The organism is Streptomyces sp. NPDC051133 (genome assembly GCF_040682635.1).
GTDB lineage: Bacteria > Actinomycetota > Actinomycetes > Streptomycetales > Streptomycetaceae > Streptomyces.
On the sequence record NZ_JBFBBK010000044.1, the window covers coordinates 57,565 to 69,385 of the forward strand.

General features: G+C 72.5%; 15 protein-coding genes. 5 read left to right on the forward strand and 10 right to left on the reverse strand.

Translation table 11 applies throughout. The features are described 5' to 3' along the window. Positions 1 to 4: 4 nt before the first annotated feature. Complete coding sequence (locus AB0N17_RS34045) at positions 5 to 418, reverse strand: roadblock/LC7 domain-containing protein (protein ID WP_366015469.1); 414 nt, start codon at positions 416 to 418, stop codon at positions 5 to 7. 92 nt (positions 419 to 510) lie between these two features. Between AB0N17_RS34045 and AB0N17_RS34050 the strand changes: the two genes are divergently transcribed. Then, positions 511 to 939 (forward strand): PPOX class F420-dependent oxidoreductase, encoded by a 429-nt coding sequence (locus tag AB0N17_RS34050; RefSeq protein ID WP_366015470.1) that lies wholly within the window; start codon positions 511 to 513, stop codon positions 937 to 939. Between the two features lie 6 nt (positions 940 to 945). Here the strand turns inward: AB0N17_RS34050 and AB0N17_RS34055 are convergent, their stop codons facing one another. The 5 genes from AB0N17_RS34055 to AB0N17_RS34075 form a co-directional block, all read right to left on the reverse strand. Then, the gene (locus tag AB0N17_RS34055) at positions 946 to 1,548 is read right to left on the reverse strand and encodes an ATP/GTP-binding protein (RefSeq protein WP_366015471.1); all 603 of its coding nucleotides are present in this window, start codon (positions 1,546 to 1,548) and stop codon (positions 946 to 948) included. A 199-nt stretch (positions 1,549 to 1,747) separates the two neighbouring features. Continuing rightward, on the reverse strand, positions 1,748 to 2,158 hold the full coding sequence (locus tag AB0N17_RS34060; RefSeq protein ID WP_366015472.1) for a DUF742 domain-containing protein: 411 nt from the start codon (positions 2,156 to 2,158) through the stop codon (positions 1,748 to 1,750). An 18-nt stretch (positions 2,159 to 2,176) separates the two neighbouring features. Continuing rightward, positions 2,177 to 2,614: a roadblock/LC7 domain-containing protein gene (locus tag AB0N17_RS34065; RefSeq protein WP_366015473.1), complete on the reverse strand. Its 438-nt coding sequence runs from the start codon at positions 2,612 to 2,614 to the stop codon at positions 2,177 to 2,179. Next, entirely contained in the window at positions 2,611 to 5,220 is a 2,610-nt protein-coding gene (locus AB0N17_RS34070) for a nitrate- and nitrite sensing domain-containing protein (protein WP_366015474.1), read from the reverse strand. The genes AB0N17_RS34065 and AB0N17_RS34070 overlap by 4 nt, the downstream gene beginning before the upstream one ends. Positions 5,221 to 5,267: 47 nt before the next feature. Then, positions 5,268 to 6,041, reverse strand: a complete 774-nt coding sequence (locus AB0N17_RS34075; RefSeq protein WP_366015476.1) for an MHYT domain-containing protein — start codon at positions 6,039 to 6,041, stop codon at positions 5,268 to 5,270. Between the two features lie 150 nt (positions 6,042 to 6,191). Between AB0N17_RS34075 and AB0N17_RS34080 the strand changes: the two genes are divergently transcribed. Then, positions 6,192 to 6,791 (forward strand): class I SAM-dependent methyltransferase, encoded by a 600-nt coding sequence (locus AB0N17_RS34080; protein WP_366015477.1) that lies wholly within the window; start codon positions 6,192 to 6,194, stop codon positions 6,789 to 6,791. A 12-nt stretch (positions 6,792 to 6,803) separates the two neighbouring features. Here the strand turns inward: AB0N17_RS34080 and AB0N17_RS34085 are convergent, their stop codons facing one another. Next, positions 6,804 to 7,559 carry an alpha/beta hydrolase gene (locus AB0N17_RS34085; RefSeq protein WP_366015478.1) on the reverse strand — a complete coding sequence of 252 codons (756 nt, stop codon included), beginning with the start codon at positions 7,557 to 7,559 and terminating at the stop codon, positions 6,804 to 6,806. A gap of 117 nt (positions 7,560 to 7,676) precedes the next feature. Here AB0N17_RS34085 and AB0N17_RS34090 point away from each other — a divergent pair, with 117 nt between their 5' ends. Continuing rightward, positions 7,677 to 8,210, forward strand: a complete 534-nt coding sequence (locus AB0N17_RS34090; protein ID WP_366015479.1) for a PadR family transcriptional regulator — start codon at positions 7,677 to 7,679, stop codon at positions 8,208 to 8,210. Here AB0N17_RS34090 and AB0N17_RS34095 read toward each other — a convergent pair. Next, positions 8,187 to 9,092, reverse strand: coding sequence for an oxygenase MpaB family protein (locus AB0N17_RS34095; protein WP_366015484.1), 906 nt, complete (start codon positions 9,090 to 9,092; stop codon positions 8,187 to 8,189). The genes AB0N17_RS34090 and AB0N17_RS34095 overlap by 24 nt on opposite strands. A 96-nt stretch (positions 9,093 to 9,188) precedes the next feature. On the opposite strand from AB0N17_RS34095, the gene AB0N17_RS34100 reads away from it, so the two are divergent. Together AB0N17_RS34100 and AB0N17_RS34105 are read left to right on the forward strand one after the other, a co-directional pair. After that, positions 9,189 to 9,485 carry a hypothetical protein gene (locus AB0N17_RS34100; protein ID WP_366015480.1) on the forward strand — a complete coding sequence of 99 codons (297 nt, stop codon included), beginning with the start codon at positions 9,189 to 9,191 and terminating at the stop codon, positions 9,483 to 9,485. Positions 9,486 to 9,625: 140 nt separating this feature from the next. Next, positions 9,626 to 10,480 (forward strand): hypothetical protein, encoded by an 855-nt coding sequence (locus AB0N17_RS34105; protein WP_366015481.1) that lies wholly within the window; start codon positions 9,626 to 9,628, stop codon positions 10,478 to 10,480. A 105-nt stretch (positions 10,481 to 10,585) separates the two neighbouring features. Here AB0N17_RS34105 and AB0N17_RS34110 read toward each other — a convergent pair whose 3' ends face one another. Further along, on the reverse strand, positions 10,586 to 10,768 hold the full coding sequence (locus AB0N17_RS34110) for a hypothetical protein (protein WP_366015482.1): 183 nt from the start codon (positions 10,766 to 10,768) through the stop codon (positions 10,586 to 10,588). Between the two features lie 162 nt (positions 10,769 to 10,930). Beyond that, on the reverse strand, positions 10,931 to 11,764 hold the full coding sequence (locus tag AB0N17_RS34115; RefSeq protein WP_366015483.1) for a hypothetical protein: 834 nt from the start codon (positions 11,762 to 11,764) through the stop codon (positions 10,931 to 10,933). Positions 11,765 to 11,821: the final 57 nt, after the last annotated feature.

The window sequence follows — 11,821 nt, forward strand, 5'->3', positions numbered from 1 at the left end:
CAGGTCAGAGATCTGTGATCGGAGCCCGCTCGGGTTGTCTGGCGTCGACGCCGAGGTGTTCGCCGACCCGGTTCACGAGCAGCGTCATCTCGTAGGCGATCTGGCCGATGTCGGCCTCAGCGCCGCTGAGCACGCACAGGCAGCTGCCGGCGCCGGCGGCGGTCACGAACAGTACGGCGTCGTCGTACTCGATCATGGTCTGGCGCACTCGGCCCGCGCCGAAGTGGCGCCCCGAGCCCTTGGCCAGGCTGTGCAGCCCGGACGCCACGGCGGCCAGATGCTCGGCGTCCTCGCGGCGGAGGCCCGTGCTCGCTCCGGTGACCAGCCCGTCATTGGACAGGACCAGTGCGTGCCGCACGTGGTCCACCCTCTCGGTCAGATCGTCCAGGAGCCAGCCGAGTCCCTGGTTCTGCGCCATGTCCGTCTCCCCGTGTGAGGTCTCCCCCTGGCCGGAGGAACTTCCCCGCCAGCCTTCCCCACGACCGGCGTACGGGCAAGCAGGATGGGTGCATGGCACAGAAGATGACCGACGAGGAGTGGCGGGCGTTCGTCTCGGCGGGCACCCGCACCGGGAAGCTGTCCACCGTTCGCGCCGATGGGAGCCCCCATGTGGCGCCGATCTGGTTTCTGCTGGACGGGGACGAACTGGTCTTCAACACCGGAAAGGAGACCGTGAAAGGGCGCAATCTCGCCCGTGACGGGCGAGTCGCCCTGTGCGTGGACGACGACCGGCCGCCGTTCCACTTCGTGGTGCTGAACGGCCGCGCCCGGCTGTCGGAGGACCTGGACCAGGTGCGCCACTGGGCGACCCGGATCGCCGCCCGGTACATGGGCGACGAACGCGCCGAGGAGTACGGCGCCCGCAACGGCGTCCCGGGCGAACTGCTGGTCCGCGTGACGGTCGACAACGTGGTGGCCATCAAGGACCTGGCGGCCTGAGGGCCTTCAGCCGACCGAGTCGAGGAGCCGGGCGGTGTGCATCCGCCCGGCGTACTCGACGAGCCGGATCAGGACCTCCTTGCCGGAGTCCCGGTTGCGCGCGTCGCACAGCACCACGGGGGTGCCGAGGTCGAGGTCGAGGGCCCGGGAGACGTCCGGGGCGCCGTAGGCGCGGGCCCCTGCGAAGCAGTTGACGGCGACCACGAACGGGATGCGCCGGTGCTCGAAGTAGTCGACGGCGGGGAAGCAGTCCTCCAGGCGCCGCGTGTCGGCGAGGACGACGGCGCCGAGTGCTCCCTGGGACAGCTCGTCCCACAGGAACCAGAAGCGGTCCTGCCCCGGGGTGCCGAACAGGTACAGGGACAGGCCCGAGCGGATCGTGATGCGCCCGAAGTCCATGGCGACGGTGGTGGTGACCTTCTGGTCCACGCCGTCGGTGTCGTCCACCAGTTGACCGGCCTCGCTGAGCAGTTCCTCGGTGCGCAGCGGCCGGATCTCGCTGACGGCCCCCACGAGGGTCGTCTTGCCGACGCCGAACCCGCCGGCGACCAGTATCTTCAGTGCCAGGGCGGAGGAGTCGCCGACGGCGTCGGAGTGCTCGGAGACCATGATCACTTCTCTCGGGAGGACCGGCTGCGGTCGACGTCCACGGGGTTGCGGAATGAAGTCAGCATCATGACAACGGGGTGTGTTCATTCAGGGCGTTCGGCGCGAAATACACCTGATGTGACCGAGTCTCGCCCGGTCGGTGCCGCAACCCGGTCGGATCGGGATGCGGCGCGGCGTACGGCGGGGTCCGAACGGTCATCTACAGCGCTCGCAATCCCGCGATGACCTCGCGCAGGATCCGTTCGTCGGGCAGCTGCGCGGGGGGCACAGGACGGCTGACGGTGACACGCCCGAGCTCCAGCAGATCACCGAGGAGCACTCTGACCACACCGACGGGGAGGTCCGCGTCCGCGGCGAGTTCGGCGACGGACTGCGTCTCGGTACGGCACAGTTCGAGCAGGGTCCGGTGTTCGGGGCCGAGGGCGGTGTCGTCGTCGAACGCCGGTGCGGCCGGGTCGAGGGTGACGAGCGCGATCAGGTCGAAGCGGACACCGGTCGGCCCGGGCTGGGTGCGTCCGCCCGTCATGGCGTACGGGCGGACCAAGGGGCCGGCCTCGCCGTCGTACCACTGGGTGCCCGGATCCCACGGGTCGGTCTGGTTCTCGGTCATCGGTGCCGCCTCTCCGGCTCATCCGGCGGCGGGCGGCTGGGCCGAGATGCGCGGCGCCGTGTAGAGATGTTCGCCGACGCGCTTGACCAGCCGGGCCATCTCGTAGGCGACCAGCCCGATGTCGGCGGTGACGGCGGTGAGCACGGCGAGGCAGGAGCCGTCGCCGGCGGCTGCCACGAAGAGGAACGCGTCGTCCATCTCGACCATGGTCTGCCGCACGCCGCCCGCCCCGAAGTGCCGTCCCGCGCCCTTGGCGAGGCTGTTGAAGCCGGAGGCCACGGCGGCGAGGTGTTCGGCGTCCTCCCGCGCGAGGGCGGTGGACGCGCCGACGGCCAGTCCGTCGTTGGACAGGACGACGGCGTGCCGCACCTCGCTCACCCGCGTCACCAGGTCGTCGAGCAGCCAGTCCAGTTCGCCGGATCGCTGGCCGGCCCTCACGTTCGGGTCCTGGATCATGCCGGGTCTCCTTCGTTGCTGTGACTGCCCGTTCTGAAGTCGGGGGCGGTGCCACGGCCGGGCGTCCTGCCCCCGCCGCGCGCCCAGCCGTCGCGGTAGGCCGCCATGCGGTCCCGGACCAGTTCCGGGGTGCGCCGGTCGTCGCGCCGTGCGGGTTCGGCCGCCGGCTCTTCGGGGCGCTGACGGCGGAGTTGGGGGACGAGGCTCGCCTGGCGCACACGGCGCGGGAGGTCGTCGGAGGGTTCGGAGTCGTTCTGCGGGCGGTGCGGCCTCAAGGCGGTGACTCCGGGAGGGGTGGGATCGTCCGCGCCGTGATGGGGGCGCTGCCCGTGTACGGCGGGGCGGGGACGGGTCTCGTGGGTGACACCGTGGGGCCCGGACTCGTCGGTGATGCCGTGCGGGCCGGGAAGCTCGTCTGTGATGCCGTGCGGGCCGGGAAGGGTGGCCGCGAGGGCGGGGCGTTCCGAGCGGGCGGCGACGGCCTCCGGGGGCCGGGTGTCGCCGGGCACGCGCGCGTACGCGCGTTCCTGCGCCGGGCGGCCCTGCTCGTCCTGGCGGGAAGAACGTTCCGTCGAACCGCTGTGCAGCAGCGCGGTCGGCAGCAGGACCACCGCGGTGGTGCCTCCGTAGGGGGAGGTGCGCAGGTGCACCTTGACGTCGTGGCGGGAGGCGAGCCTGCTGACCACGAAGAGGCCGAGGCGGTCGCTGTCGAACAGGTCGAGTGCCTCGGACTGCTCGATGCGCCGGTTGGCCTCCGCGAGGGTGTCGGCGCCCATGCCGAGTCCCCGGTCCTCGATCTCCAGGGCGTACCCGTTGCCGACGGGTTCTCCGGTGACACGCACGCGCGTGTGGGGCGGCGAGAACTGGGCGGCGTTCTCGACGAGTTCGGCGAGCAGGTGGGTGAGGTCGGCGACGGCGGCGCCGATGACGTGTGCCTCGGGGAGCTGACGTACCTCCACGCGCGCGTAGTCCTCGACTTCCGACACCGCGGCACGTACGACGTTGGTCAGGGACACCGGCAGGCGCCAGGCGCGGCCCGGTGCGGCCCCGGAGAGGATGATCAGGCTCTCGGCGTGGCGCCGCATCCGCGTGGTGAGGTGGTCGAGGCGGAACAGGTCGCTCAGCTCGTTGGGGTCGTCGGAACGCCGCTCCATGCTGTCCAGGAGGCTGAGCTGGCGATGGACCAGTACCTGGCTGCGGCGGGCCAGGTTGACGAAGACGCCGGAGATGCCGCTGGCGAGTTCGGCGCGCTCCACGGCGGCGCGCAGGGCGGCGCGGTGCACGGTGGTGAGGGCCTCCGCGACCTGTCCGGTCTCGTCCTCGGCGGGTGGTCCGGCGGGCGCCTCGGCCTGGATGTCGATCTCCTCGCCCGCGCGCAGTTTCCGCATGGCCTGCGGGAGTTTGCGGCGGGCGATCTCCAGGGCGTCGTTGCGCAGGCTGATGAGTTCCACCACGAGGGCCCGCCCGATGCGCACGGAGATGACGAGCGAGGCGGCGACGGCGGCGAGGCCGAGGAGCACGGCGGCGCCCGCCGGGCTCAGCAGGCCGCGGGTGACCGGGTCGGCGCGGCCCGCGACGGCACGCCCCGTGTCCGCCGCGATGGCCCGCATCCCGTCCTGCACGCGCGCGTGGGCGTCGTTCCAGACCGCCTGCGATCCCGCACCGGCGGGCCTGCCGGCCAGGACCCTGTCCTCGGCGGCGCCGAGTGCGGTGTAGGGACTGCTGCCGGCCAGGTCGTGCCAGGCGGTCCGCTGGGCGGCGGGCAGGTCGGCGACGGCGGCCTCGGTGAGGGTGCGGCGGGTGTCGACGGCGGTACCGAACAGCCGGAGCCGCTCCGCCTGGAGGGGCGCGGAGGTGCGCACGCCGGCGAGGACGGCGTCCTCCTGGGCCAGTCCCTCGGCGGCCCGGGAGAATTCGAGCAGCACGCGCGCGTCGGAGCCGACGTCGGCCTGCTGGACGCCGGTCAGGGCGCCGTCGACGGCGAAGGCGTCCTCGATGGACTTGGTGTACCGCGCGTACGCCTCGGCCCAGCCGGCCTTGTGGTCGAGTACGGCCGTCCGCAGCGTGCGCAGGTGCCGGGCGCCCGTGACGAAGGCGGTGAGGCGCCCGGAGACCCCGGAGGGCAGTTCCTCGCTGTCGGCGACCGTGCTGTCGTCGCCGAGCCGCAGTCTGGCCACGGCCCGGTCGGTGCGGGCGGCGAGGCCTTCGAGGTCCGTGCCGTCTCCCCCGCCGGGTGCCGCGGCGTAGCGGACGGCGGCGGTGCGCTCGGCCTGCAGGGCGGCGACGGCCGTGGCCACCGGTGTGCGCAGTTCGGCGTCCACCCGCTGGGACTGGCGCAGCCGCGCCACGTCCTGGGCGGTGCTGACGGTGGCGTACGCCCAGAGCGCGAGCAGGGAGACGACGGGCACCATCAGGAGGCTGACCACCTTGGCGCGCACCGTCCGGGGGCGCAGATGCCGGCGGCCCCCGCGCGCGCGTGCCGTGCCCGGCGTGGTCCCGAGGGGGTGCTCGGTGACCTCGTCGGCGGGCGGCCCGGCGTGGGCGCGCCGGCCACGCGGGGGACGTGCCGGGGAGGCGGCTTTCTCAGGGTTACGGGGTGGGCGCATGGCCTCCTCGCTCGGTCGTGGGTCGGGGCGCTCGGGCCGGGCTTGCGCTAGCGGGCGACGGTCTCGACCGGCCGTTGGGCGGAGGCGGACGCCTCGCGCTCGTCGGCCGAGGGCGAGAGGGCGACGAAGGCCGAGGTGATGAAGAGATAGGACCCGAGGCCGACGGCGAGGGGGAAGATGAACTGCATCGCCGTGGCCCCGGGCAGGGACTCGCCGGAGGGGTGCACACGCACGCTCACCGCGAACATCCCGGTGTAGTGCATGCTGCTGACGGCCGCCCCCATGACGAGGGAGGCGACGGTGACCGCGAGGGGCGACTTGATGTTGAGCCCGGCCCACAGGGCCGCGGTCGCCGCGACGACGGCGATCAGCACCGACAGTCCGACGAGGACGGGGTCGTACGTCACGTGGCCGTGCAGCCGGACGGCCGCCATGCCCAGGTAGTGCATGCTGGCGACGCCCAGCCCGGTGGTGAGTCCGCCGAGGAGGAGCGCCCGGTTGCGGTCGCGGCTGTAGCCGACGGCGAAGATGCCGGCCCAGACGACGACCATGGCGACGAGGAGGCTGAGGATGGTCAGCGGCACGTCGTAGCGGATGTCGGTGCCGCTGACGCGGAAGCCGAGCATGGCGACGAAGTGCATGGTCCAGATGCCCGTCCCGATCGCCGAGGCGGCGGTGACGAGCCAGTTGCGACGCGAGCGCCCTGTGGTGGCGAGTGCGCGGACGGTGCAGCGCAGCCCCAGGGCGGCGCCTATGCAGGCCATCACGTACGACAGCACGGGGGTCAGCCAGCCGAAGGCGGCGTGGTCCAGGTGTCCCATGGCCCAGGGACGCTAGGGGGCACGGGCGCACAAAGGGGGCGCATTTCGAAACCTGCTGGAATATGACAGGTAGATGCGACGGAACGATCGGGTCCAGCCCGAACATGTGCACCTAGGTGTCCCCCGCGATGGTGAGGAATCATGCGGAACATGAGCGACGACCACACACACGTCCAGGAGTTCTTCAGCGCCCGGGCGGCCGACTGGGACAGCAGGTTCCCGGACGACGGCCCGGCCTACGCCGCTGCCGTCGCCGATCTCGGGCTGCGCCCCGGCGACCGCGTGCTGGACGCGGGCTGCGGCACGGGGCGCGCTCTGCCGCCTCTACGGGCGGCCGTCGGCCGCTCCGGGGTGGTGCTCGGTGCCGACCTGACCCCGGCGATGCTCCAGGCGGCCGCGCGGGCGGGCAGGGACCGGGACGCGCGGCTGCTGCTCGCGGACGTGGCCCGGCTGCCGGTGCGGTCGGACTCCCTGGACGCCGTGTTCGCGGCCGGTCTGATCGCACACCTGCCGGACCCGGAGGACAACCTGCGGGAGCTCGCCCGCGTGGTGCGACCGGGCGGCACGCTCGCGCTGTTCCATCCCATTGGCCGTGCGGCCCTGGCGGCGCGGCAGGGCCGGCAGATCACTCCCGACGACCTGCGGGCCGAGACCAGCCTCCGCCCGCTGCTGGCCCGTTCGGGATGGCGGATGACCTCGTACGTCGACGAGGACGCCCGTTTCCTCGCCCTCGCGGTGCACGCGGGCTGACGAGGTGGTCGCTCAGTCCGCCGCGGCGACCGCTGCCGCGAAGGCGTCGGGGTTGTCGAACATGACGTTGTGACCGGCGCCCGGCACCGTCACCACCCGGACCCCGGCGGCCTCCAGGTCCGCCCGGCCCGCGAGTTCGCCGCTGTGCGCGCCCTGCAGGTAGACGCGGTCCACGGTCAGTCCCGTCAGGATCGTCCGCATCACGGGCTCCGAGCCGCGCCGCAGCCCGACGGCGCTGCGGTGCAGGGCTCGCGGGTCGGCCAGCCGCATGGTGGCCGCCCACAGCGGTCCGACGGCCTCCAGCACGCGCGCGTGCTCCTTCTCGACGAACGCGTCCTCTTCGTGGGCGGCGATTCCACTGCTGCCGGCGGTCGGCGCCGGGAACGCGTCGAGGTTGGCCTCCGTGAGCACCAGCCGCGAGACCAGGTCGGGCCGCCGGTGCGCCAGCACGATCGCCACGGAACCGCCCATGCTGTGCGCGATCAACTCGGCGCCGGTGACCCCGGCCTCGTCCAGTCCCGCCGCGACCGCGTCGGCGTGCTCCTCCAGGGTGTAGCCGAAGTCGCGGGGCCGGTCGCTGATGCCGTGTCCGGGCAGGTCCATGAAGAGGCTGCGCCGGCCCGCGAGTTCGGGACGTGCCGCGACGTGCGCGTGGTACACGGCGGACATCGCTCCCAGTCCGTGCAGATACACCCGGGCGGGCTCGGCTCCGGGCACCTCCGTCCAGCGGATGCGGCTTCCCTCACTGTCGAACGTTGCCTGCTGCACCGTACCCCTCCCGTCACGACTGCGCGGCGACACGTGGCACCATACATCGCCACCGATGTATTGCGCACACGCAGTATTGCTTGGTCGATGTACCACGGAGTGGGAGAGAATGCGGTCATGCTGGAACTCGCCATCCTCGGTTTCCTGTACGACGCCCCGCTGCACGGATACGTCCTGCGCCGGCACATCGCGGCGCTCACCGGCCATGTGCGGCCCGTCGCCGAGAGCACGCTGTACCCGGCGATCAAGCGGCTGGAGAAGGCCGGCCTGCTGGTGCGGGCGACCGAGCCCGGGGCCGTGGCCGCCCCGCGCCATGTGCTGAGGCTGACCGAGGAGGGCCGGCACGAACTGAAGCGCCGGCTGGCCGAGCCCGAGCAGCGCGAGATCACCGACGAGAACCAGTGGTTCACCCTGCTCGCGTTCCTGCGGCACCTGGAGGACCCCGCCGCGCAGGCGGTCGTCCTGCGCCGCAGGCTGGCATTCCTGGAAGAGCCGGCGAGCTTCTTCTACGACGGCGACCGGCCGGTGCGCGCCGAGGAACTGGACGACCCGTTCCGGCGCGGGATCCTCACCATCGCGCGTGCCACGAGCCGGGCGGAACTGGCCTGGCTTCGCGAGACCCTCACGTCACTCGACGGGGCCGCCCGCTGAGGTGTCCCGGTGCCGTACCGGACAGCCGCGCAGCCCGGGAACCGGGCGGGTGCCCAGGTCGGCCACGCGGTAGCCGTTCGGGTATCCCTTGACCTCCCGGTTCTGGCGCGCGAAGTGCGGGCCGCGGCGCGGCGGCAGCAGCCGGACGAGCCGACCGCGTGTCCGTACCGCGCGGCGCACCAGTGCGGACGTGGTCGCACCGGGCTGCGGATAGTGGAACGCGCGCAGCAGTGGTTCGTCGAGCAGCGCGAGCGTGGCCGTGCGCAGCAGCGGTGCCAGGGGGCGCGGGTACCAGGACGCCATCAGGTCGAGGGTGGCGTCGGAGACCCGCCGGGCCTGCTCGTCCCAGGCGAAGTGGGCTTCCTCGTAGGCGTCGAGGAGTGCTTCGAACTCCTCGTAGGTCTCGGGGACGTCGGGGATGCCCATGTGGCGGCCGAGGGTGCGGTAGTACTCGGTGGTGGCGACGATCTCGTGCCGGGACAGGCTCCGCCAGCCGTAGGCGTCGATCCAGCGCCTGGGCACCACGACGAAGGTGCTCAGTACGTACCGCATGTCGTCGTCGCCGATGTCGTAGCTGCGGTGCATCTGGTTGATGCGGCGGATGGCGGTCCGCCCCTCCTCGGCGGTGAAGCCGTGCTCCACGACGGTGTCGAGGAGCAGCACGGTGTCGTCGTACCGCTTCTGGGTGCGCTCGGTCAGCTCCGCGGTCCGCGCGAGCAGTCGCCCGATGCTCGGCACGGCGTACGTCCGGTACAGGGCCAGTTCCAGGGCGCGGGTGTAGTCCCAGGGGAATTCGAGCGTGACACTGATCCGGTAGATCTCCAGCGCGTCCGCCACCGGGTCCAGGCGACGGATCCGGGCGAGCTGTTCGAACCGCTTCATCATGTCGTCCCCCTTATGCCGCCGAAACTCCAACTCTACGTTGAGCAGTGGCAGCTGAACGATCGACAACGAGCCCGTTCGGGGAGGGTGGTTCGCATGTTCGACACGATCCGCAGGTACACCGCAAGGCTCCGCACCTCGGAGCGTGCCCAGCCACAGGGCACCGTGGAGAGGCGTGCACACAACTTGTTCGAAGCGGCGGCCGTGTATGTGGCGGCCCGCGTGGAGGACGATCAGGACCGGATCGAGGAGGCGGCGGCCTGGGTGTCTCCGGAGGCGCTGTCCTTCGGGGTGAGCGAACTGGCCTGCCGGGCGGTCGTCGCGCTGGCCCGGGAGCGCGACGAGTCGCCGGGGGCGGTGGCCCGCGACCTTCTCGGGCTGCCCGCGGCCTGAGGACCGCCCGCTCCGGTCGTGGTCGTTTCGCCCCCGTCCAGGCGGAAAACTGCAGGTCCGCGTGGTGTGAGGAGTCGTGACAAGGGGCTTCCGCTCGCACTAGGGTGCGCGCCGATGGACGAACCACTGGGGAGGCAGGGATGGCCGGGACGGACGATGAGGCCGTCGCCGCCGCGGACGATGCGCTGTACGTGCTGACGGCGGTACTGCTGACGCCGGCGCAATTTCCGAGCGTGCTGGGCGACGACTACCCGGAGGCCTGCGCGGCGCTGGGGCTCGCGCCCCGCGCCGACGGTTACGGCCTGGTGCTGGGGCAGGACGGAGAGGGTGCTCGCTGGACGGTCGTGATCGACGACGTCTCGCTGGTCGCCGTGGCGATCGCATCCTGGGACTGCGGCATGGAGTACGAGCTCTCGCCGGACGAGCGCGCGGTCGTGGCCGCACTGCCGGGCTGGCCGCTGGCGGTCGCCGTGGCGGCCCCTGGTGTGGCCGCGCCGCACGATCCCGGTCCCGACGTGGCCGACCGGCCCGCGCTGAGCCCGCCGGACACCAGTTTCTGGGGCCCGGCCCAGCGGCGCCTGGGCGCGGACGAGATCGCGCTGCAGTGGGCGGCGTGGCGGGAGCAGATCGACGACGCCGACTTCTCCGGGTCCGGCGAGCGGGCGGGTGAGCGGGCACAGGCCGCCGCATCCTCGGCCGAGGGCGGGACGAACAGCTCCAGCGGCGGCCACCGGGGGATACGGCGGGTCCTCGCGGAGGCGCGCGCCTACGTCGATTCCCCTCCCCCGCTCGGGCGGGTGCGCTCGTCGTTCGCCCCCGGCGACGCCCGAACGCTGCGCGCCGACGGTCCGGGCTGGTCGATGGTGGCCCGCACGGACGACATCGCGTTCGTGCTGCTCGACGAGGAGCCGGGCGAGGTCCTGCCGGTGGGCAGGGGACCGGAGCTGCCGGGCCTGCTGGAGGCGCTCGACAAGATGGCCGTACGCCCCCTGTGAGGCCCGGGGAGCCGCGCGAGGTGGTGCGCGGCTCCCCGGTGACTCCCGGTGGCCCGGCGGGCCGCACAGGCCCCTGAACGGCGTTCGTGGCCGTGTGCCGGTCTCTCAGCGGCCCAGCTCCTTGCGGGTGACCCGGCGGAGCCTGCGTCGCTGCGAGGGGTCCAGCGCCAGATAGGCGGCCACCGGAACCCCCACCACGATCAGGAACGACACCCACCAGGGCAGCCATATCAGCAGGATCAGCCCGACCGCCACACCCCCGACGGCGATCTTCGCGTTGTTGGACATCAGCCTCGCCTCCTCCGCGGCCACCGCCGCTTCCTGCTGTGAGAACGGCCTCCCGCTCTCCACGGTTCCGGACTCCGGCTCCGAGCTGTACCGGAGGAGCCCTGAAACGTCCCTGAGACGGGCCCCCTAGGGGGCCTCCTGGCTCACCCCCGCCACCAGGGCTCACCCCCGGTGGATCCGGCCGTGGTAGCACTCGACGTTCCAGCGGGCACGGTCCTCCGGTCTGCCCCGGGCCAGGGTGCGTGTGCCGGCGGCCACGGTCATATGGCGGTCCGCGGTCAGGCAGAACACGGCGAAGATCCGCTCGTGGGTGAGCTCCAGGCTCTGGTCGCCGTACCAGTCCGCGACGAGGCCCTCATCGTCCGGGAGGAACGGGCGCTGCAGGAATTCCTGCACCTCGGCGGGGAAGTTGCCGAGAGCACCTCTGGCGGCCTGGTCCAGGTTCAATGAGCGTCTGTCCGCAGCAGAGTGCTGCGGCGCCCCTTGCATCGCTTCCCGGTCGAGGCCGTCGGCGGCCGACGGGGCGTCCGTGCCGGGTCCCCTCGTGCTGAACGACCGGCGCCGGACGGACCCGGGCTCCAGTTTGAGCCGCTCGCCCTGGAGGACCGGCCGCCCGTCCCTGACCACGAATCCCACCTGGCACAGCCCCCGGGGACCGAAGACGAACGCCTTGGGACGGCCGTCCGGGTCGACCCGCGCCCACCAGGCCCAGACACCACCGGCCTTCTGCTCCAGCTTGTCCCGGGCACTCGGCTCCAGCATGTCCCAGCACTGGTGCCGGTTGGGGAACGAGTCGTCGAAGCCGAACCCGCCGGGTCGGTGGGTGGCCGGCTTCTTCTCGGCGGGCCCGTGGCGTGCCTGGCGTGCCTGGTCCGCTCGCCGCATTTCCAGCTCGGCCAGCCGCTCGCGCCGCGTCGGCGTCGTCGGCGTGCGGTCCGGCTCCTGTGCACCGGACCGTCCTGACTTCGGGGACTCCGTGGACCGTGCCTCCGTCATGCTCTCCCCCTCACCCGGCCACTGCGCTCGACAGCGGTAGCGGCCATTGTCCGCGCA